The organism is Rothia gullae (genome assembly GCF_024294905.1).
Lineage (GTDB): Bacteria > Actinomycetota > Actinomycetes > Actinomycetales > Micrococcaceae > Rothia.
Genome location: NZ_JANCOC010000008.1, coordinates 51,769 through 71,482 on the forward strand (window position 1 = coordinate 51,769; position 19,714 = coordinate 71,482).

At 58.6% G+C, this 19,714-nt stretch carries 13 protein-coding genes; 12 read left to right on the forward strand and 1 reads right to left on the reverse strand.

Annotated elements, in window-relative coordinates; genetic code table 11:
- The first annotated feature begins 216 nt into the window (after window positions 1–216).
- The 6 genes from recR to purL all read left to right on the forward strand — a co-directional run bounded on the left by recR (window position 217) and on the right by purL (window position 7,595).
- On the forward strand, window positions 217–1,404 hold the full coding sequence (recR, locus tag NML54_RS06075; protein WP_254756658.1) for a recombination mediator RecR: 1,188 nt from the start codon (window positions 217–219) through the stop codon (window positions 1,402–1,404).
- A 187-nt stretch (window positions 1,405–1,591) separates the two neighbouring features.
- The gene (locus NML54_RS06080; protein ID WP_254756660.1) at window positions 1,592–2,887 is read left to right on the forward strand and encodes an aspartate kinase; all 1,296 of its coding nucleotides are present in this window, start codon (window positions 1,592–1,594) and stop codon (window positions 2,885–2,887) included.
- A 116-nt stretch (window positions 2,888–3,003) separates the two neighbouring features.
- A complete protein-coding gene (locus tag NML54_RS06085) occupies window positions 3,004–3,957 on the forward strand; it encodes a 3-methyladenine DNA glycosylase (RefSeq protein WP_254756662.1) in 954 nt (317 codons plus the stop codon).
- 224 nt (window positions 3,958–4,181) lie between these two features.
- Window positions 4,182–4,433: a phosphoribosylformylglycinamidine synthase subunit PurS gene (purS, locus tag NML54_RS06090; protein WP_005507194.1), complete on the forward strand. Its 252-nt coding sequence runs from the start codon at window positions 4,182–4,184 to the stop codon at window positions 4,431–4,433.
- A gap of 5 nt (window positions 4,434–4,438) precedes the next feature.
- Window positions 4,439–5,251 carry a phosphoribosylformylglycinamidine synthase subunit PurQ gene (gene purQ / locus NML54_RS06095; RefSeq protein WP_254756664.1) on the forward strand — a complete coding sequence of 271 codons (813 nt, stop codon included), beginning with the start codon at window positions 4,439–4,441 and terminating at the stop codon, window positions 5,249–5,251.
- A gap of 25 nt (window positions 5,252–5,276) precedes the next feature.
- Window positions 5,277–7,595: a phosphoribosylformylglycinamidine synthase subunit PurL gene (gene purL, locus NML54_RS06100; RefSeq protein WP_254756666.1), complete on the forward strand. Its 2,319-nt coding sequence runs from the start codon at window positions 5,277–5,279 to the stop codon at window positions 7,593–7,595.
- Between the two features lie 124 nt (window positions 7,596–7,719).
- On the opposite strand, the gene NML54_RS06105 is transcribed toward purL, so the two are convergent.
- A complete protein-coding gene (locus NML54_RS06105) occupies window positions 7,720–8,382 on the reverse strand; it encodes a biliverdin-producing heme oxygenase (protein WP_254756668.1) in 663 nt (220 codons plus the stop codon).
- A 238-nt stretch (window positions 8,383–8,620) separates the two neighbouring features.
- Between NML54_RS06105 and NML54_RS06110 the strand changes: the two genes are divergently transcribed.
- The 6 genes from NML54_RS06110 (at window position 8,621) to NML54_RS08995 (ending at window position 19,552) form a co-directional block, all read left to right on the forward strand.
- Entirely contained in the window at window positions 8,621–10,957 is a 2,337-nt protein-coding gene (locus NML54_RS06110; RefSeq protein WP_254756670.1) for an HtaA domain-containing protein, read from the forward strand.
- A gap of 184 nt (window positions 10,958–11,141) precedes the next feature.
- Window positions 11,142–12,305 carry a heme/hemin ABC transporter substrate-binding protein gene (locus tag NML54_RS06115; RefSeq protein ID WP_254756672.1) on the forward strand — a complete coding sequence of 388 codons (1,164 nt, stop codon included), beginning with the start codon at window positions 11,142–11,144 and terminating at the stop codon, window positions 12,303–12,305.
- Window positions 12,305–13,384: a FecCD family ABC transporter permease gene (locus tag NML54_RS06120; RefSeq protein ID WP_254756674.1), complete on the forward strand. Its 1,080-nt coding sequence runs from the start codon at window positions 12,305–12,307 to the stop codon at window positions 13,382–13,384. The genes NML54_RS06115 and NML54_RS06120 overlap by 1 nt, the downstream gene beginning before the upstream one ends.
- Window positions 13,381–14,151, forward strand: coding sequence for a heme ABC transporter ATP-binding protein (locus NML54_RS06125; protein ID WP_254756676.1), 771 nt, complete (start codon window positions 13,381–13,383; stop codon window positions 14,149–14,151). Before NML54_RS06120 ends, NML54_RS06125 begins: the two co-directional genes overlap by 4 nt.
- A gap of 241 nt (window positions 14,152–14,392) precedes the next feature.
- Window positions 14,393–16,951 carry an HAD-IC family P-type ATPase gene (locus tag NML54_RS06130; RefSeq protein WP_254756678.1) on the forward strand — a complete coding sequence of 853 codons (2,559 nt, stop codon included), beginning with the start codon at window positions 14,393–14,395 and terminating at the stop codon, window positions 16,949–16,951.
- A 528-nt stretch (window positions 16,952–17,479) separates the two neighbouring features.
- Window positions 17,480–19,552, forward strand: coding sequence for a glucose PTS transporter subunit IIA (locus NML54_RS08995; RefSeq protein ID WP_254756680.1), 2,073 nt, complete (start codon window positions 17,480–17,482; stop codon window positions 19,550–19,552).
- Window positions 19,553–19,714: the final 162 nt, after the last annotated feature.

Here is a 19,714-nt window from a genome sequence, read left to right on the forward strand (position 1 = left end):
CCACGGTCTTTCACGACCGCCCCCTGCACCCGCCCAAACCCCGGGTTGTCGGGGCCGCGCCCGCCATCGCACCGATGGGGGGCGCACTCATTCCAGCCGCATACTCGCTACGCGAAACGCCCCTAAACTGTCAGGGGTTGGGTGCATACTCATAACGTCGTCCAAGAACAGCGCACCAACGCACCAGCACAGCACACCGCATCAGAAGGAGAAGCCATGTACGAGGGAGCAGTTCAAAACCTCATTGACGAGCTCGGCCGCCTGCCGGGCGTGGGCCCCAAGTCGGCTCAGCGCATCGCTTTTCACATTCTGAATGCGGATGCTGCCGATATGGCGCGCCTAGCCAACGCCATTTCCACGGTGAAGACCAGCGTCAGTTTCTGTGAGGAGTGCGGTAACGTCTCCGAGACGAAGCTGTGCACAATCTGTCGTGATGAGCGCCGCGACCTGTCCGTGCTGTGTGTGGTCGAAGAATCCAAGGATGTGGTGGCAATTGAGCGTACCCGTTCCTTTACCGGCCGATACCATGTGCTTGGCGGCGCTATTAACCCGCTGGCGGGTGTGGGCCCGGAGCAACTGCGTATTCGTGAGTTAGTGTCCCGCCTGGCGGATGAGCGTATCCAGGAGATTATTCTGGCGATGGACCCGAACCTTGAGGGTGAGGCGACCGCAACCTACCTTTCGCGCATGCTCGTGCCGCTGGGTGTGCGTCTGTCGCGTCTGGCGTCGGGTCTTCCGGTCGGCGGCGATCTGGAGTACGCGGACGAGATTACCCTGGGCCGCGCGTTGGAGGGTCGCCGCGTCATTAGCGAGGGCACCGCGGTGGCGCATACTGCCGCCGAGGATTTTGAGCGCGTGAACCTCGAGGAGGAACAGGAGCGTGAGCAGGCGGCTCAGGTTCAGGCTCAGGAGGCGAAGCAGAGTCGTCGCCGCTGGAATTCGAGCATGTTTGATGATCTGGATTCTGAGGATTCTGCCGTTTCCGCCCCGGCGGCGCCCGCCGCTGAGGGCGTGCAGGGCACGATGGATGAGCAGCTGATCGAGCGGGTTCTGCAGGAGGCTGAGAAGTCAGGGGACAAGGAATCTGGCGAGGAAGAATCCGGTAACGAGGAATCCTGCCGTGAGGGCTCCCCAGCCGATTCTGGCGCGGGCTCTACGCCCGAATCGGCAGAAGCAGAAGCAACCTCCGACCTGAGCGAAGACTCCGTTGAGGGCGCTCCGGCGAGTGCCGCCTCCGAACCGGCTGAAGCACCCGTAGCCAAGCAGGCGGAAGATGCGCCGGAGGTGTTCCGCACCCCGGACTATGAGGAGAAGATCCGCACTATTCAGAACGCCCCGTTGCGCACTCCGAAGCCGGATGTTCCGCCGCTGCCGGGTGTCACTTATGTAAACCCGTGGACCTAAAAACTAGTCTCCGCGGGCGTGCTGTACTCGCCTCCACACCCCGCGTCACCACCGCGTAATACTACGTAATATTTCACAGGGCAATACATACGGGTGCACAGTTCGTCGCTTGCGCTGAACGCCGTCTACTATAAATGAGGAGCCGGCGTCTGCCGGTAGCACACAAGTAACTGACCTGGAGATATCAATGAGCCTGATCGTCCAAAAGTTCGGCGGTTCCTCCGTAGCTGATGCGGAGGGCGTAAAGCGCGTTGCCCGCCGCGTCGTGGACACTCAGAAGGCAGGTAACGATGTGGTCGTCGTGGTGTCCGCTATGGGTGACACCACCGATGAGCTGCTCGACCTTGCCGCAGAGGTCACCAGCAATGTCACTCCTTCCCGTGAGCTGGACATGCTGCTGACTGCCGGTGAACGCATTTCGACTGCCATCCTGTCGATGGCTATTAACGACCTGGGTGCTAAGGCCCAGTCTTTCACCGGTTCTCAGGCTGGCATGATTACCGACGGCGTGCACGGTTCTGCACGTCTGGTGGAGGTCAACCCGGAGCGTATCCGTGAGTCGATTGAAGCTGGCAACATTGCGATTGTTGCTGGTTTCCAGGGTGTTCACCGTCAGAGCGGTGATATTACGACTCTGGGTCGTGGCGGTTCTGATACGACTGCTGTTGCTCTGGCTGCGGCCCTGAAGGCTGATGTGTGCGAGATTTACTCGGATGTGGACGGCGTGTTCACTGCCGACCCTCGCATCGTTCCGACCGCGCATAAGCTGGATACCGTCACCAGTGAAGAGATGCTGGAGATGGCGGCGAACGGTGCGAAGATTCTGCACCTGCGCAGTGTCGAGTATGCTCGTCGTTTTAATTTGAAGCTTCACGTGCGTTCTTCGTTCTCGAACCTTGAAGGCACCATTGTGATCCCGGAGGACTCCGCGGAACTGACCCCCACCCATCTGAAGGAGATTCCCTTGGAACAGCCCCTGATTTCTGGTGTTGCACACGATCGTAGCCAGGCGAAGATTACCGTTGTTGGTGTTCCGGACGTTCCCGGTTCGGCAGCGAATGTGTTCGGTCTGCTCAACGAGGCGAAGGTTAACCTGGACATGATTGTTCAGAACGTGCCGACTGACCGCCCGAACGTGACCGACATTTCCTTCACGCTGGATCAGGCTCAGGGCGATGCTGCTTTGAAGGCGCTGAAGGCTGCGCAGGCTGAGTTGGGTTTCCAGGAGGTTATTTACAACGAGTCTGTGGGTAAGCTGTCGCTGGTTGGCGCGGGTATGAAGACTAACCCGGGTGTTTCGTTCACTTTCTTTGATGCGCTGTCGACTGCTGGCGTGAACATTGACATGATTTCGACGTCTGAGATCCGTATTTCGGTGATTACTGAGCTGAGCAAGCTGGATGAGGCTGTCCGCGCGGTGCACACTGCGTTCGGTCTGGACGCTGAGGGTGAGGCTACTGTTTACGGTGGTACTGGCCGCTAAGGTTTAGCTCGTTTGTGAGCTGTACGCTTTGGGAGGGGCGGTGCTGGTTTGATCCGGCGCCGTCCCTCCCTTTTGTCTGTGTATTTGTGGGCGTGCGGGTGCTCTACCCTAGAAGCATGAGTAGTGTTGTTTTTTCCCAGGTGATGGATGCCCGTCAATGGCGCGCCGCAGAGGCGGCGCATGAGGCGCGTGCCGGCCGCTACGCCGACCCGTTTGCGCAACGTCGCGCCCGCCACGAAGTGCACCCCGTGGAAGACTTCCTCTTCACCTACTACACGCTCAAACCCGGCCAGTTCAAGCGCTGGCACCCCGGCGCCGGCGTCATTCTGCTGGATGCACCCGAGCGCGCCTCCTGGCGTTTCTACAGGCCAGCAACCGAGCAGGAGCTCCTCGAGGCTGGCTGCACCCCGCAGGTGGCACATGCCCAGGCGGATGCCGCCTCCGCCGTCACGGTGGACGTTACCGATTTTGTGGAGCGCCGCGCTACCGCCCTCGCCTTCACCCACGAGATCCTGCGTAACACCGCCGCGAAGAAGGGGCAGTTCGGTTGCTTCGGCATGCACGAGTGGGCAATGGCGTACAAGTCGGTGGAGAACAATATCCGCCACGACTACCTGGAACTGCGCCTGGGTGCGGAGGGTACGGACCGCGTTGTGGAGGAGCACCGCATCCGCTGCTCGCACTTTGATGCGTTCCGTTTCTTCATGCCGCAGTCTGCACCGATGAACGAGCTGCAGCCGACCCGCGAATCACAGCGTTTTCTGGAGCAGCCCGCGTGCCTGCACGCGAATATGGACGTGTACAAGTGGGCGTATAAGCTGCTGCCGCTGGTTGATTCGACTCTGGTCATGGATTGTTTCGACCTGGCGTGGGATGCACGCGAACTGGATATGCGCGCAGCCCCCTACGATATTCGCAGCTGGGGGTACGAACCGATTCCGGTGGAGACGACCGAGGGTAAGGCCGAGTACGTGCGGATTCAGCGTGCGCTGTCGGAGCGTTCGATTGAGCTGCGTGAGCGCCTGCTGAAGGTGTGCGAGCGCTACCTGCCGCCGCTGAGTAGTGAGTAGGCTGGACGGTGAGTAGACCGTGCGGTGAGTAGCTGGTTGGTGGCGCGGGCTAGTTGCGTTTTTGACGCTGTGGCCTGTGGGTTTGGTGCCCAGTGCGTGAGAAAAGGGTGACTCGGGGCTCTCTATTTGGTAATTGATTGGTCTCGTCACCTCACTTTCCGCTTTACTGGGGTAGAATGAGATACGGCTCATACAGAACCCACGCACCCAAGGAGTGCCCACACATGGCCCGTATTGTTGTTGATGTTATGCTCAAGCCCGAAATTCTTGACCCGCAGGGTAAGGCTATTTCTCACGAGCTGCCCCGTATCGGCGTTGATTCCTTCGTTGATGTTCGCCAGGGTAAGCGCTTCGAGCTGACCGTCGAGGGTGAGGCAACCGAGGAGCACCTCGCGGCTGCCCGCAAGGCTGCTGAAGAGTTGCTCTCGAACCCCGTCATCGAAGACGTTGTGAACGTTTCGGTTCTGGAGGACTAATACCTATGGCAGAGTCCCTCGCACCCGCTGAAGTCCCCCTGGTTGGCGACTTCTCTAGCTACTCCCCGAACCCCGCTTTCGCTGATGCACGCGTTGGCGTGGTGACTTTCCCCGGCACCCTGGATGACCGTGACGCTGCGCGTGCTGTCCGTCTGGCTGGCGGTACCGTCGTTGAGCTGTGGCACGACGACGCTGATTTGAAGAACGTTGATGCCGTCATTATTCCTGGCGGTTTCTCCTACGGTGACTACCTGCGTGCTGGCGCTATTGCTGCGAAGGCTCCTGTGATGCGTTCGGTGATTGATGCCGCTAACGCTGCTGGTACCTCCGGTTCTGCTCCCCTGCCTGTTCTGGGTATTTGCAATGGTTTCCAGATTCTGACTGAGTCTCACCTGCTGCCCGGTTCGATGATTAAGAACGATCACCGCAAGTTCATTTGCCGTGACCAGGTTCTGCGCATTGAGAATAACTCCACCTCCTGGACGAGCGATTACGCTGCTGGCCAGGAGATTGTTGTCCCTCTGAAGAACCAGGACGGTCAGTATGTTGCTGACCCGAAGACTCTGGAGGCGCTGGAGGCTGAGGGTCGCGTGGTGTTCCGCTACGTTGGTTTCAACCCGAACGGTTCCCGTAATGACATTGCTGGTATTAGCAATGAGCGCGGTAACGTGGTCGGCCTGATGCCGCACCCGGAGCACGCTGTGGAGCCTGGCTTCGGTCCTTCCTCTTCTGGTTTTGGTGAGGTTTCTCTGCGCGGTGGCGCCGATGGTCTCGGCGTGTTCACCTCCGTTCTTGCCAACCTGATTAACGCCCGCTAACGCACGACAAGGATTCTAAGAAGTTATGAGCGAAAAGCAGTTTAACCTCGACACCGTCGAGCACGCGGCGGCAACCCCGGACACCGAACTCCCCTGGGCTGAACTGGGTCTGAAGGAGAACGAGTTCGAGGATATTAAGGAGATTCTTGGTCGCCGTCCTACCGCGGCTGAGCTGGCAATGTACTCGGTCATGTGGTCCGAGCACTGCTCCTACAAGTCTTCTAAGGTTCATCTGAAGCAGTTCGGTGCGAAGGTCACCGATGAGATGAAGAAGGACCTGATGGTCGGTATCGGTGAGAACGCCGGTGTGACCGATATTGGTGACGGCTGGGCTGTTACCTTCAAGATTGAGTCCCACAACCACCCCTCGTACGTGGAGCCCTATCAGGGTGCTGCGACCGGTGTGGGCGGTATTGTGCGTGACATTATTTCCATGGGTGCCCGCCCGATTGCTGTGATGGATCCGCTGCGTTTCGGCGCGATTGATCACCCGGACACCGCCCGCGTTATTGGCGGCGTGGTTGCCGGTATTGGTGGTTACGGTAACTCCCTGGGCCTGCCGAACATCGGCGGCGAGGTTGAGTTTGATTCCTGCTACCAGGCAAACCCGCTGGTCAACGCACTGGCTGTGGGCATTATGCGCCACGAGGACATCCGCCTGGCGAACGCGTCGGGTGTGGGCAACAAGGTTGTTCTGTTCGGTGCACGCACCGGTGGCGACGGCATCGGCGGTGCGTCGGTGCTGGCGTCCGAGTCTTTCGATGACACCAAGCCCTCGAAGCGTCCTGCCGTTCAGGTGGGCGACCCCTTCGCTGAGAAGGTTCTGATTGAGTGCTGCCTGGAGCTGTTCAAGGGCTCCGTGGTTGAGGGTATTCAGGACCTGGGCGCTGCGGGTATTTCCTGCGCAACCAGCGAGCTGGCTTCTAACGGTGAGGGCGGCATGCACGTCGACCTGACCAAGGTTCTGCTGCGTGACCCCACCCTGACCCCCGGCGAGATTCTGATGTCTGAGTCTCAGGAACGCATGATGGCTGTTGTCTCCCCCGAGAACGTGGAGCGCTTCGAAGCGATTATGAACAAGTGGGGTGTGGAGTACTCCTTCCTCGGTGAGGTCACCAACTCTGGCCGCCTGGTCATCGAGTGGGACGGCGAGGTCATCGTGGATGTTGACCCCCGCACCGTCGCACACGACGGCCCGACCTACGAGCGTCCTTACGCACGCCCCGAGTGGCAGGATGACGTCCAGGCTAACCACTTCACCGGTTCGGCTGCCGACGATTCCCGCCCACGCGGTAAGGAGCTGGGCGAGGCAATTAAGGCGTTCATGGCGTCCCCGAACATGTGCTCCAAGTCCTGGATCACCAACCAGTACGACCGCTACGTTCAGGGCAACACCGCCCTGTCCATGCCGGACGACGGCGGTGTGGTGCGTGTGGACGAGAACACCAACCTCGGTGTTGCTCTGGCGACCGACGCCTCCCCGCGTTTCACCTACCTGGATCCGTACGAGGGTGCTCGCGCGTCCTTGGCTGAGGCGTACCGCAACGTTGCGACCGTTGGTGCACGCCCCGTGGCTGTGTCTGACTGCCTGAACTTCGGTTCTCCCGAGGATCCGGACGTCATGTGGCAGTTCGCTGAGGCTGTTCGCGGCCTGGCTGATGGCTGCATGGAGCTAGGTGTTCCGGTGACCGGCGGTAACGTGTCCCTGTACAACCAGACCGGTGGTAAGGCTATTAACCCGACCCCCGTGGTGGCGATGATGGGCGTGATGGATGATGTCACCCGCCGCACCCCTTCGGGTTGGGCTTCTGAGCATGACGGTCAGGCTATCTACCTGCTGGGTACCACTCGCGACGAGCTGGACGGCTCCGAGTGGGCTCGTTTCAAGGGCCACCTGGGCGGTCAGCCGCCGAAGGTTGATCTGGCTCTGGAGCGTCAGCTGGGTGACATGCTGGTGAACATGTCTCGTGACGGCATGATTGATGCCGCGCACGACGTGTCTGCTGGTGGTCTGGCTGCTGCTCTGTCGGAGGCTTGCCTGCGTTTCAACACCGGTGCCCGCATTGGTCTGGGTGAGGTTGCTGAGCGTGACGGCGTGGACCTGTTCACCCTGCTGTTCTCGGAGTCCCTGGGTCGCGTTGTGGTTTCGGTTCCGCGTTCTGAGGAGGTGCGATTCAAGGATATGTGTACCGCTCGCCAGTTCCCCTTCGCACGTATTGGTGTGGTGGATGCTGAGTCGAACGCTCTGGACTTCCAGGATGAGGTTTCCATTGACCTGGATGAGCTGCGTGCAGCTCACGAGGGTACTCTCGCTTCTTACTTCGGTGAGGTTGCAAAGGGCTAGTTTTCGATTAGTTTGAGACTAATGCCGAAAGGGGCGGATGCTTGTGAAAGCATCCGCCCCTTTTGTTATGCCCGCAGGCTTTTGCGTTGAGCGTTTAGGTGTTGTGCGTTGAGGCGTTTGGTGTTTATGCCTCGGCGACCTTGCGGCCCAGCTGCGCGAACAGGGAGGCGTTAATGCGGAAGCCTTCGACGCATTCTTCGATGAGGGCTTCACACTGTTCGTCGGTCAGGGGTGCGTTGTCGAGCAGTTCTCGGTAGCCGTCCTTGAAGACCTTGGGCTTGGGTAGTTCGGTGAAGCGGTACATGCTCAGTGCTTCTGCGGGGATGCCGTAGTGGCGGGTGACCAGCGCTGCGACTGCCTGGCCGCCGGAGAGGTCGCCGAGGTAGCGCAGGTAGTGGTGTGCGAGGTAGCGTTCGGGGGAGTTGATGGTGGCGCGGATGCGCTCTACGTATTCTGCGGTTGCGGGCAGGGGCGCGTCGATGTCTCCGTCCTGGCCGAGGGCCCGGATGTCTGCGCGGATGTATTCTGCGCGGTCGAGGCCGGGGTGGGTGAAGGGTTCGGTGATGGGGTTGGATTCTGCGCGATAGTGCTCGGAGACTGCTTCGAGCGCTTCGTAGATGTGCACGTACTGGTTGATGAGGCACAGGTATGCCTCGGTGTTGAGGGAGCCACCCATGAGGTCTTCCATGAAGGTGGAGTGTTCGGCGTTGTCGTGGACGTGCTTGGTGCTTTCCTTCAGGCGAGCGGAGAAGCGTTCCTGGGTGGTTTCGGGGGCGGTCACGGTCATGGTGAGTTCCTAAAATCGCTTGTGGGTGAACAATAAATGTTTTAGTGACATAGTGTCACCAAAACCTGTTAATGACATATTGTCACCAAAAATCGGTTTTGGCAATAGCTCTCACAAAAAAATTTGCTAAGGTAAACCTTATACATAAGTCACCCTAGGCATTAAGTTACACAAACATAGGCTAATAGGGCTAGACTTGATACGAACACCACAATCACAAAATTCAAGGAGACACCGAATGTCTACCCCCTCTCTCACCAAGCGCACTTGGGCGTTCTTGGCTTCAGCAACCATCGGCCTCAGCGGCGTCGCTGGTGTACCCGTGGCCTTCGCAGCTGGAACCAACTCCCACGTCAGCGCCGGTGAGGTAACCGCAGCTTCAGAGCAGAGCCTGCAGGACGTCACCGTCAACTGGGGTCTGAAGAAGTCCTTCCGCTCCTACATCAACGGCCGCTTCTCCCAGGGCTCCCAGGAACTGACCGGCGTCACCGCCAACGAAGACGGCTCCTACCACTTCACCTCCGCCGAAGGCACCGTAGCCAACGGCGAATACTCGGTCACCTTCACCGGCTCCTCGATTCGTTACACCGCACACCACGGCTTGCTGGAAGTCATCATCTCCGACCTCTCCGTCACCATTAAGGACGGCGTGGGCACCGTGCGCGCCAACGTTCAGTCACGCCCCTACAACGGCAACACCACCCCAAACAACCTGGTCGAAACCAAGAACATGACCATCGGCACTTTCAACGCCTCCGGCCTGAAGGTTGAGGGTAACACCATCACCCTGCCCAGCGTTGACAAGGAAAACGGCACCCGCGTCAAGCTTTCCGAAGAAGCAACCGGCACCTTCGCGGGCTTCTACAAGGCAGGTCAGGAGCTGGATGCCCTCAGCTTCTCCGCAACCATCGTGACCAAGGAAGCACCCGCGCCGAGCCCTGAACCCAGCACCAAGCCGACTGCTACGCCGACCGCCAAGCCGACTGCTGCGCCGACCAGCGAGGCGCCCAAGCCCGCCGAGCCCACTTCTGCGGCACCGAGCGCAGCTCCCACCTCCGCGGCACCCTCCTCCCCCGCCGCAACCACCGAGCCCAAGCGTGAAGAAAAGGTCACCGGCAACGTCGTCGAGTCCGGCACCCTCAGCTGGGATATTCGTAAGTCCTTCCTGAAGTACCTGACCAGCTTCGCGCACGGCTCCGTGAACGTTGAGGGCATGGAGAAGACCGCAGCTGGCGGCTTCAAGTACACTCAGGCATCCGGCGTGTACAACCCCGAGACCAAGACCGGTCAGATTAACTTCGCGGGCACCGCAGAGTTCACCGGCCACAACGGTCAGCTCAAGAGCACCATCAAGAACATGCGCCTGGTCGTCGTCAACGGTAAGGGCACCCTGGTCGCTGATGTTGACGCACTGACCCGCGACGGTAAGTCCGTTTCCAAGACCGGTCTGGTTATCGCTGAGGTGGACCTCTCCGGCGCGAGCGTGAAGGACAGCGTTTTCTCCGCACAGAACGCAGCAGTCGCGCTCACCGCTGAAGGTTCCGACGTGCTCTTCGCCGGCCAGTACCGCGGTGCCGACAACGCCATGGCGCCGCTGAGCTTCTCTGTAAAGCTCAGCGAGCAGACCGCGGAGAACACCGTTGAGGTTCCCCGCGTCACTGAGAGCAAGTCCTCCGATAACAAGGGTTCTGAGAACGGCTCCTCTGATAACAGCTCCTCGAACTCCTCCGGTAACTCCGGCGCTAACGGCTCCGGTTCTGGTGGTTCGGCAGGCACCTCCGGCAGCGTTTCTAACGGCGGTTCCTCCTCGAACGGTTCTGTCAGCAGCAACCCGGCACAGCCTGTCTGCGTACCAGTTACCCGCACCCGCGAGGTGCAGGATCAGGATGCATCCGACGGCACCATTAAGAGCGCAAACCTTGGCTGGGGCGTGCGTGATTCCTTCCGCAACTACGTGCGCGGCGGCATCGCGAACGGTAGCTGGGAGCTAAACGGCACCTCCTACTCTTCGGATGCGTTCAACTGGTCTAACGGCACCGGCACCTTCAAGGGCGGTAAGGGTTCCATCTCCTTCAGCGGTTCAGTTCGTTTCACCGGTCACCACGGCATTCTGGACACCACCATTGCGAACCCGCGCCTTGAGATTAACGGCAATTCCGGCACTCTCTACGCGACCATAAACAGCAATGACCCCTCCGGCAAGGCAACTAACTACGGTGAGGTGGCACTGCTGAAGGTGGATCTTTCGGGTCTGCAGAGCTCCGCTGACGCTGTGAGCGTCAACGGTGCGGCAACCACCCTGACCGCTGAGGGTGCGAAGGCTTTCGCTGGCTTCTACGACGCCGGTAAGGACATGGCTCCGCTGAGCTTCTCCGCGGCGATTAACGGCGCGAAGACCACCACCAAGACTGTGTCCGAGACCGTCTACGAGGGTGAGGGTTGCGACCCGGTCACCGGCAAGCCTCTGGCTTCCACCGGTGCCTCCGGTGTTGAGGGCACCCTGGTTGCAGGCTTCATCGCTGTTGCAGCCGGCGCGAGTACCGTCGTGTACACTCGCCGCCGCAAGAAGGCATAACGGCCCCTCACGAGGATGCCCACGCTGCCGGCTCGCCCGTGAGACTCAACCATAAGGTTCACCGGTGAGCCGACACGGCCCGTGCGGGGGTGCAGATTTTCACTGCACCCCCGCTTCAGGTGCCAGGTTTTGCCCCGGCTCCTACCCCAGTTTTTCTAGCTCCCTTTTTCTCTGTGAGACTACGATGTTTTCTTCCCTTTCTTCTTCTAGCCTGAACCGCCGCGATGCAGTGAAGTATGCGGCGTTCTCCATCACTTCCGCGTTCCTGCTGAGCTCTTGCGGTGTGGGTACTCAGAACCCGGCCGCTTCTTCAAGCACTTCGCAGGCTGTGGTGGATGAGCAGAGCACCCGCACCGTTTTGGAGAACCTTGCCGATCAGCTGCGTTCTTCTATTGCCCCTAATCAGAAGGCTCTGCGCGGCCCCAATAGCGCCGCAGATACCCCCGAAATTCAGCCGATGGTCGATACCCCGACTCCGGCTTTCCCCGTGACGTTCAAGGATTTCAACGGCGCCGAGGTGACCGTTAAGTCCGCTGACCGCGTGCTGGCACTGGACCTGTACGGCACTCTGGCTCAGCAGATGATTGCGCTGGGCCTGGGCGGTCGTCTGGTTGGCCGTGTCACCTCCTCGACGGAGCAGTCGCTGGCTCATCTGCCGCTGGTGACCCAGAACGGTCACGACCTGAACGCTGAGGCGATTCTGGCGACCTCCCCGGACCTGGTGCTGTGGGATAAGAGCAACGGCCCGATTGAGATTGTGGATCAGCTGCGCGCAGCGGGCGTGACCGTGGTGGTCTTCGATCATGAGCGTCGTATGGATAAGATCATTCCGCAGCTCAAGGCTGTTGCACAGGCGCTGGGTGTTCCGGAGGCGGGCGAGCAGGTTGCTGCCCGCGTGCAGAAGGACCTGGATTATGCCCTGCAGGTGCTCAAGGACGTCGCCCCGAAGGGTGAGCAGCAGGTGTCGTTCGCGTTCCTATACGTGCGCGGTACCGCTGGCGTATTCTTCGTACTCGGCAAGGGTTCGGGTGCTGACGATTTGATTCAGGCTATTGGCGGCAAGGATGTGGCGTCTGAGCAGAACGCGACGAATATCATTCCGGCGACCAGTGAGGCGCTAGTGAAGCTGAACCCGGACGTCATTCTGACCATGAGCGGCGGCATTAAGTCCACCGGCGGTTTGGATGGTTTCTTGGCTCGCCCGGGTGTGGGTGAGACGAATGCCGGTAAGAATAAGCGCATTATCGATATGAGTGACGGTCAGATTCTGTCCTATGGCCCGAATACTCCGGCGGTTTTGCTGTCGCTGGCTAAGGCTGCGTACTCCACTCCTGCGGGGGGCCAGTAGTGGCTGCTGTGAAGAGTGCGGCGGGTGCGCGGGATTATCGTGCTTCGCGTCGGCGCCGTGCCGGTCTGACGTTTACGTTTTTGGCGGTGGCACTGTGCGTTGTGATGGTGCTCTCTGCGGGTTTGGGTCAGTACAATATCCCGATTGATCAGGTGGTTGCTTCTATGGGCCGCCATCTGGGTCTTGCACCGGAGAACCCGACGATGCAGCTGGCGGATAGCACTCTGTGGAATATCCGTTTCCCGCGTGTGCTGTTGGGTGTGCTGGTGGGTGCCGCATTGGGTACTTCCGGCGCGGTGATGCAGTCGGTGTTTGGTAACCCGTTGGCTGAGCCGGGCGTGATTGGTGTTTCCTCGGGTGCGGCTGTTGGCGCGTGTTTGTCGATTGTGTTGAACCTGCAGTTCTTCGGTATTTTCACGACTCCTGCATTCGCGTTTGTGGGTGCGTTGGCAGCTACTGCGCTGGTGTATTTCCTGTCGCGTTCTTCGGGTCGTGCGAAGGTCCTGTCGATGATTTTGACGGGTATTGCGGTGACCGCGGTGGCGAATGCGATTATTGCGTTCCTCATGTTTATTGCTGATACGACGAGCCGAGATCAGATTGTGTTCTGGCAGATGGGTTCGCTGAACGGTTCCACGTGGAAGGCTGTGGCGAGCGTGTGGCCGGTTATTCTGATCGGCTTGGTGGCGTGTTTTGTGATGGCTTCTTCGCTGGATGTTCTGGCGTTGGGTGAGCGTGCGGCGCAGCATTCGGGCGTGAACGTGGAACGTCTGCGTGCAGTGTCTATTGCGGCGACGGCTTTGTTGACGGGTGCTGCGGTGGCGTATGCGGGCATTATTGCGTTTATTGGTCTGATTATTCCTCACCTGTTGCGCATGATTTTGGGTCCGTCGAATCGTGTGTTGTTGCCGGCTTCGGCATTGGGTGGTGCCTTGTTGATTGCGCTGTCTGATTTGGGTGCGCGTACGCTGGTGCCTTTTGCTGATTTGCCGATTGGTATTTTTACGGCTTTGGTGGGCGGCCCGACGTTCTTCGTGTTGTTGCGTCGTTCCCTGGGTCAGGGCGGAGGTGCTTCGTGAGTGAGTTGTTGAGCCTGTCCGGTGTGTGTTTTAACGCTGGTGGGCGTCAGATTTTGAATGATGTGTCTCTGTCGGTTGCTGCGGGCGAGGTTGTGTCGCTGATTGGCCCTAATGGTGCCGGTAAGTCAACTCTGTTGGGTGTGATTGCTGGTGATATTGCGCCCAGTAGTGGTGAGATTCTGTTGGATGGCACCCCTTTGGGTTCGATTCATGCCCGTCAGATGGCGCGTCAGCGTGCGATGCTACTGCAGAAGTTGAACGTGGCATTTTCGTACACGGTGCATGAGGTAGTTCAGATGGGTCGTACCCCGTGGAAGGGTACGGAGCGCGCTGAAGAGGATGACGCCGTGGTTGCTTCGATGATGGAGCGTACGTCGGTGACTCATTTGTCGGATCGCGATATTACGACTCTGTCCGGTGGTGAGAGTGGTCGTGCGCATTTGGCGCGTGTGTTTGCTCAGCAGACTCCGCTGATTCTTTTGGATGAGCCGACTGCGGCGTTGGATATTACCCATCAGGAGCAGACGTTGCGGGTGAGCCGTGAGTTGGCTGCTGAGGGTGCTGCGGTGTTGACGGTGCTTCATGACTTGGATGTGGCGGCTGCGTATTCTGACCGTATGGTGTTGTTGCGTGGTGGTGAGGTGGTTGCTTCGGGCACCCCTGAGCAGGTGTGTTCGGCGGAGTTGTTGTCTGAGGTGTATCAGCATCCGATTGAGGTGTTGAGGCATCCGGTGACGAATCGTTTGTTGATTCTGCCGGAGCGTTGATTCTGCTGATGCGCTGATTTTATGGGGTGTTAGCGAACCATCCCGCAAACACTTTCCATATCAAAATATGCCAGTATGAGCATATATTAAATCTCCGTTCTGGAATGGCTGTAAATATTAGTTCATTACAGGGCGGAGATTATCTTTATCCCCTCCTGCACGGATACACTGAAAGGTAGTGTCCGCAATGCTGAACTCTATTCAGTTCAGCATTCCATCCATTCGAGAAAGAGACCCCCGCATGGATCCTCAGCAGAAAACGGCAACGCCTGCCGTTGCCGGCTACATTCCCGAATATTCTGAAACACCGCATAGCGGATCTTTCGATATTGCCCAGCACGGTTTGAGCAGCGATGATGTTGCTCGCCTGACTGCTGAGGGTAGGGTCAATACCCAGAATAATAAATCTTCTCGCACGCTGTGGAGCATTATGCGTGCGCACCTGTTCACGGTCTTCAACTTTGTGTTGGGTGCCTGTGGTGCCGTGGTGATCATGTACCAGCGTTGGGCTGATCTGCTCTTTCTGGCGGCTGTTATCGCTAACGTGGTGATTGGTTTTATGCAGGAGTACAAGGCAAAGCTTGAGCTGGATCGCATCTCCCTGCTGGACCGTTCCCCCGCTACTGCCGTGCGTGACGGTAAGAGCGTTGAGGTTCCGATGGAGCAGCTGGTTGAGGGTGACGTTGTCATCCTCAAGCGCGGCGATCAGGTTCCGGCGGATGCTGTTGTGCTCACCTCCGATTCTTTGGAGCTGGACGAGTCCCTGCTAACCGGTGAGAATGACCCAATTGCTAAGCGCCCCGGCGATATGGTGCTGTCGGCGTCGAGTGTGCTGGGTGGTACCGGCCGAGTCCTGCTCTCTCACGTGGGTGCGAATTCTCGTGCAAGCAAGATTTCTGATGAGGCGCGTCAGTTCTCGCGTATTCAGTCTGAGCTGCGTGATGCGCTGAACCGTGTGGTCCGCTGGATTACGGTGGGTCTTGCGGTCATTATTCCTGTTGTGTCGTGGGGTCAGATTCAGGCGGCTGGTGGCCTGGAGACCGTGCAGCAGAACCACCTGTGGGAGCAGGTTTCTATTGCTGTGGTGTCCTCGGTTGCTTCGATGATTCCGCAGGGTCTGGCGCTGATGACTACTCTGGCGTTTGCGGCGGCGGCTGTGGCGCTGGGTCGTAAGCACAACATCCTGGTGCAGGAGCAGCCTGCGGTTGAGGTTCTGGCTCGTGTGGATGTGGTCTGTTTCGATAAGACCGGCACCCTGACTGAGGGTGGCGTAATTTTTGATTCGGTGCGCCCGCTGGACACCGTTGCTGAGGCTGAGGGCCCGGATGCTGACTCAGCGGAACACACTTCTTGGCGTGCGTCTCTGCCTGCCGGCTGGGATGAGGCACTGGCATGGTTTGGTCACGATGAGAACGCGAACCCGACCGCTGCGGCTCTGACCGGTGGCTTCCCGGATGCTTCGTCGGCGTCGGTGAGCGGTATTGTGCCGTTCTCGTCGGCCCTGCGTTTTAGCGCGATTGAATTCAAGGATTCGGGTGCGTGGCTTCTGGGCGCTCCGGAGGCGCTTCTCACCAAGGGTAGCGCTGAGCGTGAGCGTGCCGCTGAGCTGGCGGCGCTGGGTCTGCGCACGATGGTTTTGGCGCATGCTTCTGCGGTGGTTCGCAATGAGAAGGATGAGCCGATCCAGAAGATCCCGTCCGATGCTACCCCGGTTCTGTTCGTGATTTTCCGTGAGAATGTGCGTGCGGATGCACCTCAGATTGTGGAGTATTTCCACCGTCAGGGTGTGACTTTGAAGGTCTTCTCGGGTGATAATCCGTTCACTGTGGCTGCGGCTGCGAAGACCGCGGGCATGGATACGTCTGCGGGCGCGGTTGATGCTTCGACTCTGCCTGAGGACGGTCCGGAGCTTGCGGAGGCTGCGGCTACTCACAATATTTTCGGTCGTGTCTCGCCCGAGCAGAAGAAGAACATGGTGATTGCCCTGAAGGAGCGCGGCCACGTGGTGGCGATGACCGGTGACGGCATTAATGACGCTCTGGCGCTTAAGCATGCAAGCTTGGGTATTGCGATGGGTAACGCTGCTCCGGCGACGAAGGCTGTTTCTCGTCTGGTTCTTCTGGACGGTAAGTTCTCGTCTCTACCGGCTGCGTTGGAGCAGGGCCGTCAGGTCATTACGAACATTGAGATGGTGGCGAACCTGTTCTTGACGAAGACTGGCTTCGCGATTCTTCTGGGTGTTCTGTTCAGTATTTTTGGTTTGACCTTCCCGTTCTTGCCGCGTCAGTACTCGACTGCGGACTTCTTGATTGTGGGTGCGTCGTCCTTCGCATTGACTCTGTTGCCGAATTCGCGCCGTTATGTGCCGGGCTTCTTGCGCCGCGTGCTGAATTACACGGTTCCGAACTCGATTATTGTGGTTGCGATGCTGTTGGCGGTGACGTTCACGGCTCGCGGCATGGGTGTTGAGGATATCCGTCAGGTTCAGACGGCTTCGTTCATTACCCTGGTGATGATGGGTCTGTGGAACTTGGCTGCGGTTGCTCGTCCGTTCAACCGTGCTCGTGTTCTGCTGTTTGGTGCGTTGCTTGCGGTGTTCTTCGCGGCGTTGTTCGTGCCGATTCTGGTGGAGTACCACCAGTTCGTTACTGTGCTTCCGCATCTGCTGTGGACGGCTCTGGGCGCCGGTGCTCTGGGTGCCGTGCTGATTGAGGTGAATGCGCATCGTAATCGCCGTTGGCAGAAGCGTAATTACCCTGAGCTGGAGGTTGCTCCGCTGAATTTCTTCCCGGCTAAGTAGTTAGTTGGAAAGGTAGCTGCTTCGGTAGCGCGTGGGCCCCGTATCCTGTGGATGCGGGGCCCTTTCGTGTCTTGGCAAGCATCCCCTCCGTAGTGTTCCGGAACCAGCCGGAGTACTCCTACTAACAGCACCGAGGGTGTGTCTTAGCTATCACTTGGGTGAAACATTTAACAGCTTCTGATAGCTTTTGCCTCTCACCTTGCTCTTATCCTGGGAAAACCCTTAGAGTTACAGGGAACTATTTGAGAAGGGAAACCTTCTTCAGGGTTGTTACTGGTTTGGCAGGCAAGACCTGAGTTACTCAACACCGTATGGGACGGCAGCATATATCTGCCGAGAATCCCCTCTATTTGCTGTACCGAAGCTCCATAGCGAGTACGAGTGTAGTGCTTCCGGTGGTCGAGAGACTCGGGTCTTTTGTGTTTCCTGGCCGTGTTTTCCGAGGCTTTTTCGGCTACCGCAACGTCAGGTAGGCACAGCCTCCGGCAGCAACCGTATAGACATTGACCGCATATCTAAGGAAGTATCGTGAATAACCGCGAACTTGGCGAGAAGATTCTTGACGGCCTGGGTGGCCCCGAGAACATCGAGCACATTACTCACTGTGCGACCCGCCTTCGTGTCACTCCTGTGTCTAACGATGCAGTGCAGAACAAAAAGATTGAGGGTCTGCCCGGCGTTCTCTCTGTGATTGAGCAGTCCGGCCAGACTCAGGTTGTTCTGGGCGAGCGCGTTGAGGCTGTGTACAACGAGATCAACGCTCTGCCGGCTATGGCTGGTCACTCTGAGGGTGGCACCAAGGTTGAGGCTGAGGGCAAGAAGTCCGGCTGGCTTACCAACGTCTTCGACGTTCTGTCTGATTCCTTCCGTCCTCTGCTGTGGGCGCTTCTGGGTACCTCGATGATCCTGACCCTGATTGTATTCATGCAGCAGCTGGGCTTCTTCGGCCAGTACACTGACTTGACCGGTCAGAGCGTGAACATCGACATCATTAACGGTGCTCGTGTGGCTAACCCGGAGGAAGCTAAGGCTCTGAACACCCAGTGGATGCAGCAGTTTGCTTTCTGGTACATCCTGAAGGCTGCTTCGCTGTCGGTTCTGAACTTCATGCCCATCATGCTGGGGGCTACCGCTGCTAAGCGTCTGGGCGCGAACATGTGGGTTGGTGCGGCTATCCCCGCTGCACTGATGACCGGTACCTTCACCGATCTGACTGCTCTTGCTGACCCCGCCACCAAGGTTCTGAACGTTCCGTTCTTCGGTCTGGATCTGCCGCTGTACGCATTCAGCTACACCGGCCAGGTCTTCCCCCCGCTGCTGGCTGTTGCTCTGCTGGCTCCGCTCGAGCGCTTCCTGAAGAAGGTTATTCCTTCGATGCTGCAGATGGTGTTCGTGCCGATGATTTCGGTCATCATTCTGGTTCCGGTGACCGCGTTCCTGGTTGGCCCCATCGGTATTGGTGTGGCTATGGGTATCTCTGACTTCCTGAAGATGGTTAACGACCAGGCTCCGGCTCTGGTTGGTGCTCTGATTGCTGGCCTGTACCTGTTCATGGTTCCGCTGGGTCTGCACTGGCCGCTGAACGCTGTCATGATTAACAACCTGCAGACCATGGGTACTGACTTCATTCAGTCCCCGATGGGCGCTTACAACTTCGCTGTGTTCGGTCTGGTCACCGGTGTGGCTATTAAGGCTAAGCACGACCGCGAGCTGCGCCAGACCGCTGTTGGTGCGTCGATGTCCGGTCTGCTTGGTGGTATTTCTGAGCCGTCCCTGTACGGTGTTGTGCTCCGCTACAAGCGTGTGATTCCGATTATTCTGGTGCCCGCTGTTATTGGTGGCGCTACCATTTCCTTCCTGGGCGTTAAGTCCTACGCGTTCGCATTCACCTCGCTGCTGTCGATTCCGGCTATGCAGCCTTCCTACCTGTACGTGATTGGTCTGGCTATTGCGTTCTTCGGCGCTATGACCGGTGTTCTTATTTTCGGTTACGAGTCGAAGGCTGACGCTGTAAGGCACGCTGCGGAGCGTAAGGCGGAGGATGCTGAGGACGCTCCCAAGGCTGAGGCTGTTGCTGCGAAGGCGGCTCCGGCTGCTGCCGCTACTGCGACCGCCGTTGCTGCACCCGCTGCTTCCGCTGGTGAGGTCATTGAGCTGCACGCTCCCATTGAGGGTACTGCTGTTGCTCTGTCTGATGTTCCGGACCCGATCTTCGCTGCTGGCAAGCTGGGCGAGGGTGTGGCGATTGAGCCGACCGGTACCACCGTGGTTGCTCCCGCTGCCGGTAAGGTTGCTGCAACCTACCCCTCGGGCCACGCTGTGGGCCTGAAGCTGGAGAACGGTATTGAGCTGCTGATTCACGTTGGTCTGGATACCGTGAACCTGGACGGTAAGGGCTTCAGCGTGAAGGTTGCTAAGGGCGATGTTGTTGCTGCTGGCGACGTTCTGATTGAGTTCGATCCTGAGGTTATCAAGGAGGCGGGTTACCCGCTGATTACCCCGGTTATCGTGACCAACACCCGCAAGTTCGCTGAGGTCAAGGGTCTGCCGGGCGTTGCTCACCAGAACTTGAGCACTGTCCTGAAGGTGACCACTAAGTAGTTCACTTTCTAGGCTCTAAGGGGCCCCACCATTGTGGTGGGGCCCCTTTCCTTATACCCCTTTCCTGATGTGCTAATTCTTTGGGCAGGGTTTGCTGGGGTTTAGGCACTAGCCGGGGTATTTCTGCTAGTGTAAGAATACGCTCAACAAGGAAGTTCTCAA

Coding starts and splice junctions, on each gene's coding strand:
- recR (WP_254756658.1), top strand. CDS start 217: ATGTACGAGGGAGCAGTTCAAAACCTCATTGACGAGCTCGGCCGCCTG.
- NML54_RS06080 (WP_254756660.1), top strand. CDS start 1,592: ATGAGCCTGATCGTCCAAAAGTTCGGCGGTTCCTCCGTAGCTGATGCG.
- NML54_RS06085 (WP_254756662.1), top strand. CDS start 3,004: ATGAGTAGTGTTGTTTTTTCCCAGGTGATGGATGCCCGTCAATGGCGC.
- purS (WP_005507194.1), top strand. CDS start 4,182: ATGGCCCGTATTGTTGTTGATGTTATGCTCAAGCCCGAAATTCTTGAC.
- purQ (WP_254756664.1), top strand. CDS start 4,439: ATGGCAGAGTCCCTCGCACCCGCTGAAGTCCCCCTGGTTGGCGACTTC.
- purL (WP_254756666.1), top strand. CDS start 5,277: ATGAGCGAAAAGCAGTTTAACCTCGACACCGTCGAGCACGCGGCGGCA.
- NML54_RS06105 (WP_254756668.1), bottom strand. CDS start 8,382: ATGACCGTGACCGCCCCCGAAACCACCCAGGAACGCTTCTCCGCTCGC.
- NML54_RS06110 (WP_254756670.1), top strand. CDS start 8,621: ATGTCTACCCCCTCTCTCACCAAGCGCACTTGGGCGTTCTTGGCTTCA.
- NML54_RS06115 (WP_254756672.1), top strand. CDS start 11,142: ATGTTTTCTTCCCTTTCTTCTTCTAGCCTGAACCGCCGCGATGCAGTG.
- NML54_RS06130 (WP_254756678.1), top strand. CDS start 14,393: ATGGATCCTCAGCAGAAAACGGCAACGCCTGCCGTTGCCGGCTACATT.